General features: G+C 44.6%; 18 protein-coding genes and 1 riboswitch. Of the genes, 7 read left to right on the top strand and 11 right to left on the bottom strand.

The genetic code is table 11. The features are described from left to right. Positions 1-463 precede the first annotated feature (463 nt). Positions 464-805 (bottom strand): magnetosome magnetite crystal formation protein family, encoded by a 342-nt coding sequence (locus tag AB1K89_RS13905; RefSeq protein WP_413055318.1) that lies wholly within the window; start codon positions 803-805, stop codon positions 464-466. Positions 806-897: 92 nt separating this feature from the next. Beyond that, positions 898-999, top strand: a riboswitch (TPP riboswitch). Positions 1,000-1,199: 200 nt separating this feature from the next. Here AB1K89_RS13905 and thiT point away from each other — a divergent pair. Then, positions 1,200-1,757: an energy-coupled thiamine transporter ThiT gene (gene thiT / locus AB1K89_RS13900; protein ID WP_252504166.1), complete on the top strand. Its 558-nt coding sequence runs from the start codon at positions 1,200-1,202 to the stop codon at positions 1,755-1,757. Between the two features lie 40 nt (positions 1,758-1,797). Here thiT and AB1K89_RS13895 read toward each other — a convergent pair whose 3' ends face one another. Then, the gene (locus AB1K89_RS13895; RefSeq protein ID WP_413055317.1) at positions 1,798-2,526 is read right to left on the bottom strand and encodes a tryptophan-rich sensory protein; all 729 of its coding nucleotides are present in this window, start codon (positions 2,524-2,526) and stop codon (positions 1,798-1,800) included. Positions 2,527-2,687: 161 nt separating this feature from the next. Here AB1K89_RS13895 and AB1K89_RS13890 point away from each other — a divergent pair, with 161 nt between their 5' ends. Both AB1K89_RS13890 and AB1K89_RS13885 read left to right on the top strand, forming a co-directional pair. Next, positions 2,688-4,493 (top strand): M3 family oligoendopeptidase, encoded by a 1,806-nt coding sequence (locus tag AB1K89_RS13890; protein WP_413055316.1) that lies wholly within the window; start codon positions 2,688-2,690, stop codon positions 4,491-4,493. A 7-nt stretch (positions 4,494-4,500) separates the two neighbouring features. Beyond that, on the top strand, positions 4,501-5,046 hold the full coding sequence (locus AB1K89_RS13885; RefSeq protein ID WP_413055414.1) for a GNAT family N-acetyltransferase: 546 nt from the start codon (positions 4,501-4,503) through the stop codon (positions 5,044-5,046). A 106-nt stretch (positions 5,047-5,152) separates the two neighbouring features. On the opposite strand, the gene AB1K89_RS13880 is transcribed toward AB1K89_RS13885, so the two are convergent. From AB1K89_RS13880 to AB1K89_RS13870, 3 genes are all read right to left on the bottom strand, one after another. Beyond that, on the bottom strand, positions 5,153-5,728 hold the full coding sequence (locus AB1K89_RS13880; protein ID WP_413055315.1) for a beta-class carbonic anhydrase: 576 nt from the start codon (positions 5,726-5,728) through the stop codon (positions 5,153-5,155). A 141-nt stretch (positions 5,729-5,869) separates the two neighbouring features. Continuing rightward, the gene (locus AB1K89_RS13875; RefSeq protein WP_413055314.1) at positions 5,870-6,007 is read right to left on the bottom strand and encodes a hypothetical protein; all 138 of its coding nucleotides are present in this window, start codon (positions 6,005-6,007) and stop codon (positions 5,870-5,872) included. 105 nt (positions 6,008-6,112) lie between these two features. After that, a complete protein-coding gene (locus tag AB1K89_RS13870; RefSeq protein WP_413055313.1) occupies positions 6,113-7,345 on the bottom strand; it encodes an aminopeptidase in 1,233 nt (410 codons plus the stop codon). 188 nt (positions 7,346-7,533) lie between these two features. On the opposite strand from AB1K89_RS13870, the gene motA reads away from it, so the two are divergent. After that, positions 7,534-8,349: a flagellar motor stator protein MotA gene (gene motA, locus AB1K89_RS13865; protein WP_413055312.1), complete on the top strand. Its 816-nt coding sequence runs from the start codon at positions 7,534-7,536 to the stop codon at positions 8,347-8,349. After that, the gene (gene motB, locus AB1K89_RS13860; protein WP_413055311.1) at positions 8,333-9,094 is read left to right on the top strand and encodes a flagellar motor protein MotB; all 762 of its coding nucleotides are present in this window, start codon (positions 8,333-8,335) and stop codon (positions 9,092-9,094) included. Before motA ends, motB begins: the two co-directional genes overlap by 17 nt. 98 nt (positions 9,095-9,192) lie before the next feature. On the opposite strand, the gene AB1K89_RS13855 is transcribed toward motB, so the two are convergent. Then, positions 9,193-9,414, bottom strand: coding sequence for a DUF1128 domain-containing protein (locus tag AB1K89_RS13855; RefSeq protein WP_252504157.1), 222 nt, complete (start codon positions 9,412-9,414; stop codon positions 9,193-9,195). 48 nt (positions 9,415-9,462) lie between these two features. Continuing rightward, positions 9,463-10,845: an alanine/glycine:cation symporter family protein gene (locus AB1K89_RS13850; protein WP_413055310.1), complete on the bottom strand. Its 1,383-nt coding sequence runs from the start codon at positions 10,843-10,845 to the stop codon at positions 9,463-9,465. Between the two features lie 259 nt (positions 10,846-11,104). Between AB1K89_RS13850 and AB1K89_RS13845 the strand changes: the two genes are divergently transcribed. Both AB1K89_RS13845 and AB1K89_RS13840 read left to right on the top strand, forming a co-directional pair. Continuing rightward, positions 11,105-11,482, top strand: a complete 378-nt coding sequence (locus tag AB1K89_RS13845; RefSeq protein ID WP_413055309.1) for a YtxH domain-containing protein — start codon at positions 11,105-11,107, stop codon at positions 11,480-11,482. Between the two features lie 23 nt (positions 11,483-11,505). Then, positions 11,506-12,492 carry a YihY/virulence factor BrkB family protein gene (locus tag AB1K89_RS13840; protein ID WP_413055308.1) on the top strand — a complete coding sequence of 329 codons (987 nt, stop codon included), beginning with the start codon at positions 11,506-11,508 and terminating at the stop codon, positions 12,490-12,492. Between the two features lie 210 nt (positions 12,493-12,702). Here AB1K89_RS13840 and AB1K89_RS13835 read toward each other — a convergent pair whose 3' ends face one another. The 4 genes from AB1K89_RS13835 to AB1K89_RS13820 form a co-directional block, all read right to left on the bottom strand. Next, positions 12,703-14,607, bottom strand: a complete 1,905-nt coding sequence (locus AB1K89_RS13835; protein WP_413055307.1) for a heavy metal translocating P-type ATPase — start codon at positions 14,605-14,607, stop codon at positions 12,703-12,705. A gap of 178 nt (positions 14,608-14,785) precedes the next feature. Further along, positions 14,786-16,324: a fumarate hydratase gene (locus AB1K89_RS13830; RefSeq protein ID WP_413055306.1), complete on the bottom strand. Its 1,539-nt coding sequence runs from the start codon at positions 16,322-16,324 to the stop codon at positions 14,786-14,788. 20 nt (positions 16,325-16,344) lie between these two features. Further along, on the bottom strand, positions 16,345-16,521 hold the full coding sequence (locus AB1K89_RS13825) for an SE1561 family protein (protein ID WP_413055305.1): 177 nt from the start codon (positions 16,519-16,521) through the stop codon (positions 16,345-16,347). Positions 16,522-16,851: 330 nt separating this feature from the next. Next, complete coding sequence (locus AB1K89_RS13820) at positions 16,852-17,235, bottom strand: OsmC family protein (protein WP_413055304.1); 384 nt, start codon at positions 17,233-17,235, stop codon at positions 16,852-16,854. Positions 17,236-17,277: the final 42 nt, after the last annotated feature.

Below are 17,277 nucleotides of genomic sequence, written 5' to 3'. Positions count from 1 at the left end.
CAGTTTTGAATGAGGATAACTTTTGCAACAATATTGCTTTTTTATAGAGAAAAATAAATATGTTGATTTTCGCTACAGGCACACGCTTTCCGTGGGGCGGGCGGTGAGCCTCCTCGGTCGCTACGCTCCACTGCGGGGTCTCACCTGTCCCGCCAATCCCACAGGAGTCGGCGCCTTTCGCTACAATCAACGATAATGTCTTATATATATTTAACACTCAAATTGATTGGAGTGGAGATCGGCGACTCCAGCGGGAACAGCGCGAGCTGAAGACCCCGCAGGAAAAGCCGTAACGAAGAACGGCTTTTGTGACCAAAAGCGATAGCGTTGGGAGCACCTCCGAGGAGGCTGAAGCCGTGCCCGCGGAAAGCGTCCGATCGGAACGGAGATCAATGGTTTTTGGAGCAGGCTAGAGCATTATCAATCCATTACATAGATTTTACTTATATCCTTTTCATCCTTATCATTTCAACACTTTCACACCCTGATAGACATTCCAGATGACGACGAGTAAAAACAGCAGTCCGTAGACGAGCATAAACAGGAAAGGAGCGAGGCCCCAAAAGTCGAATTGCCCGGTCATCATCGTGTGCATTCTCGATTCATACGAAATCATTGAAAACGAAAACAGGATGAAGCCTGCGATGAGGATCACGATAGGGACAAGGTGCGAGATGAGCGAACGTTTCGCGTGCCCTTTCACTTCATGGTCATCCGTAACGAAATAGACGATTGCAGGCAACAGTAAAGGTGAGAAAAATATGCTGAAATAACATAGTGCAGATAGAAGTTTATTATTGGTCATGGGCTTTCCTCCCGTAATCCTAATAAGTAGTTTACAATATCATCTTGCTTATAAGTATTTTAACATATACAATGGATACGACAATTGAATTACAAGACCACAAGGGGTGCCTTTTATGGCTGAGATTGGACTTTTGTCCTAACCCTTCGAACCTGTAAGTTCATGCTTGCGTAGGGATGTGGATGGAAACTGACATATATCGATGTCTCGGTTCTATCCGGGATGTCGTTTTTTGTTAAAAATGAAAAAAGGCTCTGTTTACTATTCGTTACCTTGATTGGCTTTGTGTAAACGTATACTTATCAACGTATTCTTATCGCCTTCAAGTCGAAGCAGAAAATCGTGTTTTTCTTCATTCCGTATCCCTCCGACAAAATTAGAGGAGGAGTTTCAATTGGATCGTAAACGGCTTCAGTTATTATTAGAGGTTGCTATTTTAGGAGCATTATCCTTCGTCTTGGATAACTTGACATTATTCAAAATGCCCCAAGGCGGATCTGTTACATTATCGATGTTGCCGATTATTTTGATGGCATACCGGTGGGGAGTTGCAGGGGGCTTATTGACGGGATTGATTTCCGGTCTTCTCCAAGCTGTGATAGGGGGCTATATCATTCACCCTGTGCAAGGTGCGTTAGACTATTTCGTCGCATACACAGTTGTTGGATTGGCGGCGTCAACTTATAGTTGGTTACTAAAAGGCAAAATGGAAGGGCGCAAAGGTGTGATGGCCGCAGCAATTATTGTTGGAACGGTATTAGGGGGACTTCTTCGATATGCAGCCCACTTCATCGGTGGAATGGTGTTTTTCGCAGAATATGCCGGAGACCAGCCGGCATGGCTATACTCCTTAGTATACAATGGATCCTATATGATACCATCCATCATATTGTGCGCAATCGTAGCGGTTATCCTATTCACATCAGCGCCTAGACTTATCCAAAGAACATAAAAATAGCAGGGGCATGAGTTGATCATGCCTCTGCTATTTTTTAATGTGTTCGCCTGCCTGAGAACAGGAATATGCACGTGACGATGACGGCAGATAAAAAGATGGCCGCTGCCGATATGAACAGCTCCTCCGTCCCGTTCCTGACGGCAATGCCGATAAACGCCCAAACAAAAACGAGATTCATTACATAATCCTTATAGTGGTACATAAAATGTAAAGCGAACGCCGTGGAAAGCGTCAAATAGATAACGGCCCATAGTGGATCGCTTAATCCTAATCCCGTCCATCCGTGAATCATAAGAAAATAACTGACATTCGACAGTGTCGTGATGAAAATCCATCCCGTCAGTAAACTGAATGGGACTCTGCCATACAATCGGTTATCCCGTTTCGGAAATATAACGTAAAATGTGAGCAACACAATGAGAAGTGCGATTTTTGCAATGACGGTTCCCGTAAATAATTCAAAGTGCCAAAGGAATATCCAAGCGATATGCAGAAGGCAACTCAATATGAAAAGGAAAGTGACGCGGTTTCGATGTGCGGAGCTCATCTCGTGGCGAGTCTTATTGAAATTGATAATCCAGAAAAAGAGCATAATATAGAGCAACCAACAGATTACTAATACATAGTCCGCAGGTAGGAAAAGCAACGGCAGCCGATTTGTAATTTCCGCCGTAGTGTTTCCATTTAGTGAGAAAAAGCTTGCTGTTATATTCAAAAGTATGACTGTACAAAGCGACAGGGTCATCAGAAGTATTCTAGACATAGTACATCCTCCCTTTGAACAGTATACATAGGAATGGTAATTTGTGCGAAGGAAAGTATGAAGTTTCCGTCACAAATCTAATATTTCGAATGCCGAACATTCATGGTATAATAAAAACATGATTTTATTAAAATTTTCTAAATGATTAGGGGGATCATTCATTGACGACTACAAAAACATATTCACAAGTATGGGATTTAGATGTATTTTTTAAAGGCGGCAGCGATTCAGAGGAACTCCGCTCGCATCTTGATGCTGTAAAAGAGCAGCTAGGCGATTTGGAAAACCTTGCAGCCGCTATGCAAACTCCTGCATCAGTGGAAGAGGCAGACCAAATTCTACACGTCATTGATGAAATCAAAAATACTGCAAAAAATTTAAGGGAAGCGGGAGCTGTCATCGGCTGTTTCCTCGCTGCGAATACGAAAGATAAAAAAGCGCTCGTCCTCCAAGCTGAAGTTGGGTCTTTAGGTGCGCGGTTCCAGACAGCCATTTTGAAAATCAAACAAACGGTTGCAAGGACGGATGAAACGGTTTGGAATGAACTGCTTGAGACGGAGCAGCTATCCCAATTCGATTTTATTCTACAAGAATGGCGCGAAGAAGTTCGGTTGAAGCTATCAGAAGAAGAAGAAAGCCTCATTACGGCGTTAAGCGTCGATGGTTACCAAGGGTGGGGACAACTGTACGATCAGCTTGTAGGGGATATTACAATTGAATTGACTGTTGATGGGGAAGAGAAGAAACTTTCTGTCGGCCAGGCGAATAACTTAAGTTCACATTCAGACGTCAAAGTGCGCAAAGAAGCGTTTGAAAAACTCGAAGAAGCATGGGAATCGAAAGAAGATTTCTTCGCTTCGACATTAAACCATCTGGCCGGCTTCCGTTTGGCTGTCTATGAAAAGCGCGGTTGGGATTCCGTTTTGAAAGAACCTCTCATGCGGAATCGGATGAGCCAGGAAACGCTCGACGCAATGTGGTCGGCGATCAGTGCCAATAAAGCTCCTTTTGCAGAATATTTGAAGCGGAAAGCCGAACTATTAGGAAATGAAAATATGAATTGGTATGATTTAGATGCACCGGTCACGTCATCGACGAAGGAAATGTCCTTCCAGGAAGGTGCAGAGTTCATCCTGGAGCACTTTGGTAAATTTGGTCCAGAACTGGAATTGTTTTCAAGGAAAGCATTTGAAGATAGCTGGATTGAAGCGGAAGACCGTGCGGATAAACGTCCGGGAGGATTTTGCACGGGCATGCCGGTTTCTGAACAATCCCGTATTTTCATGACATACAGCGGCTCCATGTCCAATGTGGCGACACTAGCACATGAACTTGGCCATGCGTTCCATTCATATGCGTTGCGTCCGGTGCATTACATGAACCGTCAATATGCAATGGGAGTTGCGGAAACAGCTTCAACATTTGCAGAGATGATCGTGGCGGACGCTGCCGTTAAAGCAGCGGAGACAGAAGAAGAGAAACTTGCATTGCTGGAGGATAAAATCCAGCGCAGTGTGGCATTCTTCATGAATATACATGCACGCTTCCTTTTCGAAACGCGGTTCTATGAGGAAAGGAAAAATGGAGTTGTTCCTGCTGGAAGATTGAATGAATTGATGGCAGAGGCGCAAAGAGAGGCATATGCAGGTGCTCTTGATACTGTACACCCTCATTTCTGGGCTTCGAAGCTGCATTTCTATATTACGGGAGTACCGTTTTATAACTTCCCATATACATTCGGATATTTGTTCTCATTGAGTATTTATGCGAAAGCCATTGATGAAGGGGAGTCGTTTGAACAGAAGTATATGGCCTTATTGCGCGATACTGCGGTCATGTCTGTCGAAGATCTTGCGATGAAGCATCTAGGTGAAGATATTACGAAAGAGGAATTCTGGGCAAAAGGTGTGGCATTATGTGTGAAAGATGTCGAGGAATTTTTGAAAATTGCTTCCGAAGAAAGGTGAAGTGGCATTGATTCTGCTTGAAGGGCGAACTTGTTATTTACGTATATTGACAGAAGACGATGCAGCGATTTTCACCGAGCTGCTCAAAGCGAATCGGGAATATTGGACGGTCTTTGAGCCGCGTCATGAATCGAGTTACTATACGGTTTCTGTCCAACGGGATAAGATAAGGGAATCCATTTATCAAATGAGAGATCGGCGCGAATACAATTTTGGGATTTTTGATGCCGAAACAAGCAGGTTGATCGGTCACATATCGTTATACAGCATCAAGAGGCTCCCGTTCTCAAGCGGTTTTGTCGGATATTCAATAGATGAGCGGGAAACGGGCCGGGGGCTCGCAACGGAAGCGGTGAGAATCGTTACAAAGTTCGCAATCGAAACTGTTTCATTGCATCGGGTAGAGGCGTTTGTTTCTCCGAGGAATGTCGGTTCAGTGAAAGTATTGGAGAATGCGGGTTTTGTCCGTGAAGGGTTGCTGAGGAAGCTGTTGTACATTAACGGTTTTTGGGAAGATCATTATATGTATGCAATTTTGGCTGATGATTATTGAAAGGGTAAGGCCGCCTGGCGGAAAATAGCTGCTAAAATAAAAAGCCGATTCTTCTGATTGAAGAATCGGTTTTTGTCATATTACATATTTCCCGGGAAATCAGGTGTCAGTTTTCGTCGATTGAATCGTATCCGTTGACGATGATGTCCAAGAGGCCTGTGTCAGGGTGTGCGACGAGACCGTGGACAGGAACTTTGCGATCCATAAGCGGGTGGTTCCGAACTTGGTCCACACTTCTTTTCACGCTTTCCGTAACATCATTGAAACCGCGTAGCCAATCTGTCATATCAATTCCGGAATACTGTAATGTTTTAAATAGATTTTTATCGACGCCACGATTAACCATTTTTCCAATAATTTTTTCCGTGTCGATGGAGCTCATGCCGCAGTCGTGATGGCCAATAATATACACTTCATCAGCCTGCAATTCGTAGAGGGCGATCAGGATGCTCCTCATGATTCCGCCAAAAGGATGAGTGACGATGGCGCCGGCGCTTTTAATGATCTTCGCATCACCATTCTTTAAATTCATAGCTTTCGGAAGGAGCTCTGTCAGCCTCGTGTCCATGCAAGTCAAGATGACGATCCGCTTATCGGGAAATTTTGTAGTGGCGTATTCTTCAAATTTTTTCTCATTGACGAATTCTTTATTGTACGTAATGATCTCAGACAAGATGGTCATGTAGAGGCCTCCGTTTCTAAATAGGATTTCTTATACTACAAGATTGCCATTCAAGCGTCTTGTAGTTGCAAATCCTTCTTCGATTTATAATAAATAGTGTACAGAAAAAGAAAAGAGCTGCCAAGTGGCAACTCTTTTTTTTTATTTTACTTCCGGTTTTGGATCGATTCTTTCTGCATCCGCAGAATTGAGAGCTTTCCCAAGATAATGCATTGTGAATAATGCTGCTAAACCAAGGACGATAGCATATCCAATAACTGTAGTATACATTAAGCCCATGATGCGACCCCTCTCTACAATGAATATTTATTATACATTCATTATACTATAATCATCCGATAATTAAAGAGGAGATTGAAATGTTTTAAGGAATTGTGTCTAAAATCAGAAGGCCCAGTTTCCATTGCGGAAGACGGGTTCGACAGTACCATCCTCCAAAACGCCGTCAATATCCATTTCAGCAGACCCTATCATGAAGTCGACATGCGTAATGCTTTGGTTGAGGCCGCGTTCTTCCAACTCCTCGGAAGACATTGTTTTACCTTCTTCGATACAGAAGGAATACGCACTGCCGATCGCCAAGTGATTCGATGCATTTTCATCGAAAAGTGTGTTGTAGAATAAAAGCCCCGATTCGGAAATTGGCGAAGCGTGCGGAACGAGTGCGACTTCTCCTAGATGCCTAGCCCCTTCATCTGTATCGATGAGTCGTTTGAGGACTTCTTCTCCTTGGCCTGCTTTCACTTCTGTAATCCGGCCGTCTTCAAAAGTGATTGTGAAATCATCGATGATGTTTCCTCCGTAGCTAAGCGGCTTCGTGTTTTTAACATAGCCGTTTACGCCTGTCTTATGAGGGACCGTGAAAACTTCCTCAGTCGGCATATTTGCCATGAACGCATTTCCGTCCACATTTACGCTTCCGCCGCCAACCCAAATATGCCCTTTCGGCAATTCGATCGTCAAGTCAGTGCCCGGTGCTTTGTAATGAAGCTTGGCAAATGCTTTTTTATTCAAATAATCGGCTTTTTCATTTAAATTGCGGTCAAGTTCTTTCCATGCGCCGACTGCATCTTCCTGGTCAGCACGTACTGCTTTGAAAATGGCTTCCCATAGTGCCGGAACTTGTTCGGATTCGTCCAGATCCGGAAACATTTTTGCAGCCCATGCCTTCGATGGTGCAGCAACGACGGACCAGCTGAAACGATCGGCCATCATCATTTTTCGATAATTGCTCAGCGCTTTCCCGGCAGCCTTTTGGGCATCCGCAATACGGGAAGGGTCGACATTTTTTAGCAGGTCAGGACTTTGTGAAACGATGCTGACAAATGCCGCCCCGCCTTCCGCAAGCTTTTCGCGTTCCATCACTTTCCATTCAGGGAAGTCCGAGAATGATTCGGCAGGCGCCTTTTCATAGCGAAGTTTAGTCAGTTCATCATCAACCCAATCGACGATGACATGTCGAGCGCCGGCAGTATATGCTTTGTCGGCCACCTTTCTAACGAGCTCTTTAGTCTCGATGGAAGCGCTGATGAAGAGCGTCTGATCCTTTTGGATATTCGCTCCGACCTCCACGATGAGACTGGCATAATTCTCCAACTTCTGTTCAAATGTCGACAACATGAAAACCTCCTTAGTCTGTATATTTTAATAGTACTCTAGTGTCAGATAACAGGCAAAGGAGAATGTGTGAACAGGGACAATGAATTATTCATGGAAGTTCCATATTTATTATTCAAGATTGCTAAAGAATAATGGGATTATGTCGAAATAAGAAGAAGTAGACAGTAGGACATGGAGGTACTTATATGGACTTATCAACCGTTTTTGGACTTATCCTCGGAATTGTGGCGCTTTTTGTCGGTATGGCGATGAAAGGTGTAACACCGGATAACCTGTTTAATATAGCCGCTATCCTCATCATAATTGTTGGAACGATAGCAGCGGTCGTCATCGCATTCCCGATGAAGGAGATTAAGCGGGTGCCGAAACTGTTCGGCATCATTTTCAAAGAACAGCACTTAACTGCCGACTCGGACTTGATCAAAATGTTCTCGGGTTGGGCGGATATTGCTAGACGGGAAGGCTTATTATCATTGGAAGCAAAAGCCGATGAAATTACCGATCCATTCTTAAAAAATGGACTAAGCCTAGCAATCGACGGTCAAAACGCAGATTATATACGCGATGTTCTGACTGAAGAAGTAGAGGCGATGGAAGATAGACACTCGGCAGGAGCACAAATCTTTTCTCAGGCAGGGACGTATGCGCCGACTCTTGGTGTGTTAGGGGCAGTTGTCGGTTTAATCGCCGCACTGAAGAACATGAATGATATCGATGCACTTGGACATGCCATTTCAGCGGCATTCATCGCAACGTTGTTAGGGATTTTCACAGGATATGTGCTTTGGCATCCATTCGCCAATAAATTGCAACGCAAATCGAAAGAAGAAGTTCGCCAAAAAATGATGATGATTGAAGGCGTCCTATCAGTCCTCGAGGGTGAGGCACCACGGGTGATTGAACAAAAATTGGCGTCTTACTTGTCGATGGAAGAACGTCGAAAGCTCGCAGCTAAAAATACGAGCGACAAGGGGGCGGGCCAGGTTGTCGAGGAAACGTAAGAGAAAGAATAGGGAAGAGGGTCATATTAACGAGTCTTGGCTTTTGCCTTATGCAGACCTTCTCACGTTGCTGTTAGCGATGTTCATCGTCCTGTTTGCGTCAAGCTCATTGGATGAAGCTAAATTCAGCCAAATATCGTCCGTATTCAACCAGATTTTTGACGGGGGGACGGGGGTAATGGATAACGCTGCTCCGACACCTGTACCGATTCCGAAAGACAGCGCAGGGGAGCAGAATGAAAACTCCTCCTATTTGGAAGATCAACAATCCCTCGAGGAAATCCAGGATAAGCTTGATGAGTATATCGCGGTTCATGAGCTCGAAAATCAGTTTCAGACGAAATTGACAGAAGAGGGACTGTTGATCACAATTAGAGACAGCATTCTGTTCGAGTCAGGCAAAGCGACGATCCAACCGCAGTATGAAAGTTTGGCGAAAGACATTTCCAATTTGCTTGTTTTTGAAAAGCCGCGTCAAATTGTCATTACGGGACATACCGATAATATTCCAATTCAAAGCGCAGAATTCCCCTCGAACTGGGAACTGAGCATGATGCGGGCCATTAATTTCCTAAGGGCGATTGTTGGCAATGATAATTTGGATCCGCAGCTGTTCAGTGTGAAGGGGTATGGGGAAAACAAACCGGTCGCTTCAAACGACACGGCTGAAGGAAGAAGCAAGAACAGACGGGTTGAAGTTCTTATACAACCTCTTGTTTTAAAAGATGGAACGTCAGTTGAATAATCAATGAGTTAACAGGTGAAGGAGTATCTTTCACCTGTTTTTTTGCATGAAAAAACCGATATGGCAGGAGTCTCCTGTCATATCGGTATAATGGTCATTTATTTACGCAATGCCCCAAGTTCAGCTGCGATGGCTTGCATTTCATTCGGAGTGATGTTATCCCTTTTCATGACCATCTCGTACATGTAAACCAAGTCTTCATATTGGGAAGTGCTGAAGTTCTCCGCTTTCATTGCATCCACATTGACCATTCGTAGTTTTTCTTTAATTTTTTCGATCATATACGTTACATTTTCAGGTGTTGGTTGAGATAGATCCATAATGTCGTCCGCCCTTCATTAGCTTCGGACTTAATCATCACATTAATCTTACTTGCTGTCAACCGATGCTGTTTTCCCTACTTTTGCAGCTTCTTTCTCTTCCTCGATTTTCGTTTTGAATCGTTTAGTTTCCATAATGATTACTCCAGACAATCCGAGAAGACCAATCAAGTTCGGAATTGCCATCAAACCGTTCAATACGTCAGCTAGTAGCCATACGATATCGAGGGATACAAGAGATCCGACAATGATGAAAGCTACAAATGCAATACGGTAGCCTAATACTGCACCCTGTTTAGGGAAGAGGTATTGGAAACATTTTTCTCCATAGTAGCCCCATCCAAGAATAGTGGACGTTGCGAAGAAAACGATACCGATTGCTACGATGATTGGACCAGCCCCGCCTAGGAATGTTCCGAAAGCTTCGGCAGTCAATGCACCAGCGTCAATCGATTTGTCTTTCCATTGACCCGACATGACAATTGTAACTCCAGTAATTGAACAGATGACAAGTGTGTCAAAGAAAACTTGCGTCATGGAAATGAGCGCCTGGCGTCCAGGCATATCCGTTTTTGCAGCCGCGGCCGCAATTGGAGCGGACCCAAGACCTGCTTCGTTCGAGAAGAGACCACGGGCAACCCCGAAACGGATAGCAGCACCGATGGCACCACCTGCAGCAGCTTCTCCTGTAAATGCATATTTGAAAATCGTAGCGAAAGCTTCAGGAACTAGATGGATATTCATAACCATGACAATTGCACCGGCTATGAAGTAGAAAAGTGCCATAATCGGTACGAAGAATGCAGTAACCCGTCCGATGGATTTGATTCCTCCAAGGATTACAAGTGCGCCAAAGATCAAAAGGGCAATTCCAGTAACTATATGTGGTACATTGAATGTGCTTTTCATGACATCCGCGACTGCCTTCGATTGTGTACCGTTACCAATACCGAAAGCTGCCAGCGCTCCGAAGATTGCAAATGCGACACCGAGCCATTTTTTCTTCAAACCGTGTTCCAAGTAGTACATCGGCCCACCGGCCATTTCACCTTTGGAATCCTTTACGCGGTATTTGACCGCAAGGATGGCTTCCCCATATTTCGTTGCCATTCCGAAGAAACCTGCGAGCCACATCCAGAATACGGCACCCGGACCGCCCATGTATACGGCGGTTGCGACACCGACGATGTTACCGACGCCGACTGTGGCGGCCATCGCGGTCATGAGCGCCTGGAACTGGGTAATGTCGCCGTCCGCTTTTTTATCGTGCTTACGGGAAAATACTTGTTTCAATGAATACGGCAATAAACGTACTTGGATAAATCCGAGTCTTAAAGTTAAAAAGATACCCGTTCCCACAAGTAGGACAAGCAATGGTGGCCCCCAAATAAATCCACTTGCCTTGTCCAAAAAGCCTGTGATTACATCCATCATACTACCCCCTGTTTAGTTTGTCTTTTTGATTTGGAATTACTTTTACATCAAAAACATTCCCCCCTGACGATCGACTCCCTCCCTTTATCACTATCGAAACATTGGACTATTGAGAATATTGATAGTGTTATGGTTAATATGCCTTAACTCCTTCATATTAGTCAAGACATTTTTGCGAATTCGCGAAGATTGTTTGTTTTTTCATTCGAGGGGTATAATGATATATGCAAATTAGAATGATATTGGAGGGTTTTACGTGGGAAACAGCAAATTTGGAAGGTTTATCATACTAGGGGCAATATTGGGCGGAGCTATTAGCATGTTCGATAGAAGCACCCGTTACCAGGTGAAGAGAAAATCAAGCGCGATGATTGAGCAAGTAGGGTATTATTCAAAAAATCCGGATGTCTTGAAAGAGAAACTTCAACAGCAGAAGGACAAGTACTTATCGATTTACGAACAATTTTCTGGAGACGCCGCATATATTAAGAATCAAGTGGAGGAGTTAAAAACGTTGACGCCGCAAGTGAAAGAGCTTGTCGTCGGGACGAAGGAAGCCTTCGTTGATTCGAAAGAGGAATACAAGGAGATTGTCAACGAGTCGAAAGAGGCTATGGAAGCAAAAAAGAATTAAGCCTCGGAAGGAGTGAGTCAAATGTGAAAAACAAAGACCCGTTAACTCCGAAAAAAGAAAAAAAGCCGTCCAAGAATGAAAAAAGTGGTTTCATGTCGAATTCTCCAATTATGAAATTCCTTGATGACGTGAAGGATGGGGATTTAGAAAAATTCGATGTCACAACGACAAAAGGATTTTGGAAGGAGCTCCTCGTGAGAATTAAGATAGTGGATATCACTGGCTTAGGTTCTCAGTTGGCGTTCTTTTTCCTATTATCTTTATTCCCTCTATTAATCTTTTTGATAACATTATTGCCATTCTTGAATATCGATGAATCCCAAGTGCTCCTGTTCATAAGGGATTATGCTCCTGACAGCGTATATACGCTGATTCGTGACACCCTCCAAGAAATATTGAATAACCGGAATGGGGGATTATTATCGATCGGGGCATTGGCAACGATATGGTCTGCCTCGAAAGGGATGAACGCTCTTACGAAGGCATTAAACCGGTCTTATCATGTAGAGGAATCTAGATCATTCATCGTGGCAAGAGCGATGTCGGTCGTATTCACGATTGCATTGATTGGCGTCTTGGTCGTCGCTCTTATTTTACCAGTATTCGGTCAGCAGATCGGAATGCTAGCATTCTCCTATTTTGGAATGGAAGAAGGTTTCCTGAAATTATGGGGAAGCATAAGATGGATTATACCTCCTATTTTGATCTTCCTTGTTTTTTCCGCTCTATATTGGGCAGTCCCGAATTTGAAAATCCGATTAAAAAGTGCAATGCCTGGAGCGTTGTTCGCCACTGCGGGATGGATATTGACGTCACTTGCCTTCTCCTTTTACGTCGGTAATTTCGCGAATTACTCGAAGACGTACGGGAGCATCGGGGGGATTATCGTCCTTATGATGTGGCTTTATTTCTCAGCGATCATTTTAATGCTTGGCGGTCAATTGAACGCAGTTATGACGGAACGGAAGCAAGCAAAACTAGCTAAAGATAAGAGCAATGCTGTCGGTTGACATGCATTGCTCTCAGCCTGTTGAAAAACGCTCGCATCCGTTGTTGCTCGTGTCGCTCGTCCGCTCATGAACTTTAGTTCTATTCGCGTCTTCGCTCCACTTCGCGCCTAGGCTGACAAGCGTTTTCAATCAGGCTGAGGATATGCCTATTAATTGTCTACACTATGAGAGCAATGCTGTCAGTTGACATGCATTGCTCTTTTCGTCTCTTTATTCGACTTTATTCAATAAACGCAGTCCATTCAATATGACGAGGATCGTGCTTCCTTCATGGCCGATTACGCCTAAAGGCAAATCGACGACTTGCATGAAATTGGAGATGATCAGGACAGCAATGACGGCGACAGAAAAGAAGACGTTCTGTTTCACGATCCGCTGCATCTTCTTTGAAACTTTCACAGCATAAGAGATGCGAGTCAAATCATTTTGCATGAGGACGACATCTGCCGTCTCCAATGCGACATCGGTTCCTTCGCCCATTGCGATTCCTGAAGTCGCTGTCGCCAAAGCAGGGGCGTCATTGATGCCGTCCCCGACCATTCCAACTTCTCCGTATTCCGTAAGAAGCTTCTTCAATTCCTTGACCTTTGTCTCCGGCAGGCATTCGGCTACATAACGGTCCAATCCCGCTTCATTGGCGATTGTCCTCGCTGTCTTTTCGTTGTCACCTGTCAACATGATCGACTGGATTCCTAAATGTTTCAGATCCTTTATGGCCTGTATCGCTTCAGGGCGCAGCGTATCTTTCAAGGCGATGACTGCGAGAATACCTTCCGAATCTTTCATGGAAACGACGGTCTTTCCTTCATTTGAAAGGTTATGGACGATTCCGTCATGGAATTCATCAATAAGTTTGGTCCCGACAAATCTCGGGTTTCCTACGAGGATCTCTTCGGAGTCGATAAATGCACGTATTCCATATCCCGGAACATCTTCGATCTGCGGGTTTTTCCTCTGGAACACCCCTTGCTCTTCAGCGTATTTCACGATGGCGACTGCGAGTGGATGATTCGATTGCGCCTCGATGCCCGAAAGCAGGGCAAGGACTTGCTCGGCGTCTGCATTTTCACGGACGACAAAATCGGTTACGACCGGCTTTCCGGAAGTCAATGTGCCGGTTTTGTCAAAGGCGATCGCTTTCAATGAACCAAGATGCTCCAGGTGGACGCCGCCTTTGAAAAGGATTCCTCTCTTTGCTCCGTTCGAAACAGCCGCCAACGTCGCGGGCATGATCGAAGCGACGAGCGCGCAAGGGGAGGCGACAACCAACAGGACGATGGCACGATAAAACGTCGTTGTCCAATCCCAGTCGAACAGATAATGCGGTAAAAACATCATGACGATGACAGTGAAAATGACAATCTTAACGTACGTGCCTTCGAATTTTTCAATGAATTGCTGGGATGGAGACTTTTCACTTTGCGCATTTTGAACAAGGGCGATAATTTTTTGGAACAATGTTTCCGTACTCGGCTTCGTCATTTCCATCTGGATTGCTCCGCTTATATTGACCGTGCCAGCAAATAACTCATCATCTTCAGCTTTGGAAACGGGGACCGATTCGCCATTGATAGCCGACATATCGACAGAAGTCGTTCCTTTAATGACAGTCCCATCGACAGGAATCCGCTCTCCCGGTTTTACAAGTATCCGTGAGCCGACGGAGAGGGAGGAGGTGGCTACTTTTACAGTGGAGCCGTCTCTTTGTATGAGCCAAGCCTCCTCGGGCTGCAGCTCCATTAACGAAGATATTTCCTTATGGCTTTTATTTAATGTAAACGTCTCAAGGGCGCCGCTAATTGCAAAAATGAAAATCAGGATAGCTCCTTCAGCCCAATAACCGATTACTGCGGAGCCGATTGCTGCAAACACCATCAGCATCTCCACATTCAACTGCTTATCGGCGATCGTTTCCTCGATGCCTTCTTTCGCTTTCGCAAAACCGCCTATCAGAAAGGCGATAATATATAGAGTTATTGAGAGCGTCGATGATTCATCCTTTCCAATCAACCAAGCAGCTAAAATCAGAATTCCCGCTAGGATTGCAGCGATAAGCTCCAAATGCGCTGTCCAATGTGCAAGATTTTGTGGGGATTCCTTCGTTTGCGTTGTCATTTTACTACCTCCTTTTTGAGAATGAGTATCAACTTCAATTAGCGATAATTATTATGATTTGATAATTATTATAAAGTAAGTATACCAAACTCAAAGGGAAAAGCAATACACATGACCTAGGGGAAGGAAAATAGCATGGAAAAAGCCCCGACACAATATGTGCCGAGGCTTTAGTTAATTAACTGAAAACTTTTTCTTTAAATTGGGATAGTTTTTCTAGGGATGATTGATCTACGTCCGCGTGTAGGCTGTTACCGTGTGAGTCCATCGTCACGACAGCTGTAAAGTCCTCGACGCGCAAATGCCACATCGCTTCCGGAATACCGAATTGGAGAAGGTCGACGCCTTCAACCGCTTTAATGCAGTCTGCATAGTATTGTGCAGCTCCACCGATTGCGTTCAAGTAAACTCCGCCATGTTCCTCAAGCGCTGCAAGTGTTTTCGGCCCCATTCCGCCTTTTCCGATTACGGCGCGGATGCCGAATTTTTTCATAATATCGCCTTGGTACGGCTCCTCGCGAATTGAAGTCGTTGGCCCAGCGGCAACGATCTCATACCCGCCGTCTTCATTTTTCATAACGACCGGACCGCAATGGTAAATGATCTGGCCATCCAAATCGACTGGCGCATCATTTTCGGAAAGATGCTTATGGATTGCATCGCGTCCTGTATACATATGGCCGCTTATTTTAACGACGTCCCCGACTTTAAGGTCGCGGATTTGTTCCTCACTGATTGGGGCTGTCAACTCGACAATACGTGAGGACTGCTTCGTTTCAGTTTGTTCTCCGTCTTGTGCGAAGGAAAGTTTTTCTCCTTCATTATAATGCCAACTTGTAACGGCTCCTGTCTTCGGATCGAGATCCACAGCCATCCGGCGATATGCCCAGCAGTTATATGCTACGGAAACATAGAAGCTGGCAGGAAGGCGATGCATGACACCGATTTTACAACCTAATAATGTTGCCTCTCCACCGAAGCCCATCGTTCCAATGCCGAGCTTATTCGCCGACTCAAGAATGTAAGCCTCCAATTTGGCGAGGTCCGGATTAGGATTCACGTCGTCCACTGCGCGGAAAAGTTGGTCTTTCGCAAGCTCATAGCCCGACGTGCGGTCTCCGCCGATACCGACGCCGATGAAACCTGCAGAACAGCCTTGTCCTTGTGCTTGATATACAGAATGGAGGATGCATTTACGGATGCCGTCAAGATCGCGGCCCGCTCGGCCTAACCCCTCCAATTCCGTCGGCAGGCTGTATTGAATGTTTTTATTCTCACAGCCTCCGCCTTTCAAGATCAATTTCACTTCAATATGCTCGTTTTCCCACTGCTCGAACTTGATGACTGGAAGGCCATCCCCGAGGTTGTCCCCGCTATTCTCACCAGTTATTGAATCCACTGCATTCGGTCTCAGCTTGCCATCTTTTGTCGCTTGGACGAGCGCTTTTTTAATGGCTGCCTTTATTTCTAGTTGATTGACTCCGATCGGCGTTTTGATCTTGAATGTCGGCAAGCCGGTATCTTGGCAAATTGGGGATAGCTTGTCGTCTGCCATATTGATATTCTTTGCAATCGTATCGAGACTCATTGCAGCCCGTGTGCCGGCATCTTCTTGCTCTCTAGCTGCTTTTACGGCACGACGGACGTCTTTCGGAAGATTTGTAGACGTTTCGCAAATTAGATCATACATGCTTTTCTCAAGTTGTTCTATGTACATTCTCATTTCCCCCTAGAAAATCATTGATCTTTTTTTAGTTTGTTCATTTGGTTTTCCAGTTCATCGATCAAGTCAATCAGCTGATCGATATCGTCAAGGTCAGTCGTTTCTGGCTCAATTGATTCAAGCTTCTCCAAAAATTGATGGAGACGATTTTTCAACTCGTCGACGTGATTATTGCTTTGCCTATTATCCAAGAAGTACACCTCTTTTCATCATTGTAATCGTATACGAATTACATGCTTTTTTCAATGTTGCCAAAGTGCATGTTAATAAAATGAAAATTCAACTTAACAAAATGTTTACAATAGAAAAATATCATGCTATACTACAAGTAATCATTTGGAAAAGGAGGCCGTAGTGTAGAGACGAATCGAATCCTTACGAAAAGGAGGGGATCCGTGAACGTTTGACGGCCCTAGCCGATAGACGCCTACGAATTATATGCAAAATGAAAGTGAAGGTTCTATTCATAAGTAAAGGCCCAGCCGTATTCTGACATCAGATATGGACTGGGCCTTATTCATTCACAAAAATTCATATGTCTCAACGACTTCGATCGAATCGACGACCGATTGAAGCATAGAACAGTTCTTTGCCGTTACATGCAAGATCTTTTCCATTTGTTCATCTTCGATCTTTTCACGTTCAATTAGAAAATGAAGATGGATCTTTTCCACACGGTTCGCAACTTCCTCATTCCGGACGACTTCCTTCACTTCGATGCTTATATTTTTTGCAGGCATCCTTTTTCTTTCAAGGATCTTCCGTAGAACGCCTCCGCTGCATACTGCGATGGATGAAACTAAAAGTTGGTATGGACGGAATCCGTATTCGTCATTCGAGGAAATTTGCAGCTTGCCGAACGAAGTCTCCGTTTCAAATCCATTTTCAGTCATTTCGAATTTCATTCTAATCAATCCTCCTTATGCTACTATTATAAGGTGAAACTT

Origin of the sequence: Sporosarcina pasadenensis, assembly GCF_047228845.1 — a bacterium.
Taxonomy (GTDB): Bacteria; Bacillota; Bacilli; order Bacillales_A; family Planococcaceae; genus Sporosarcina.
Note: the sequence above shows the minus strand (reverse complement) of the source record. Positions and strands in the feature narration are given on the sequence as shown.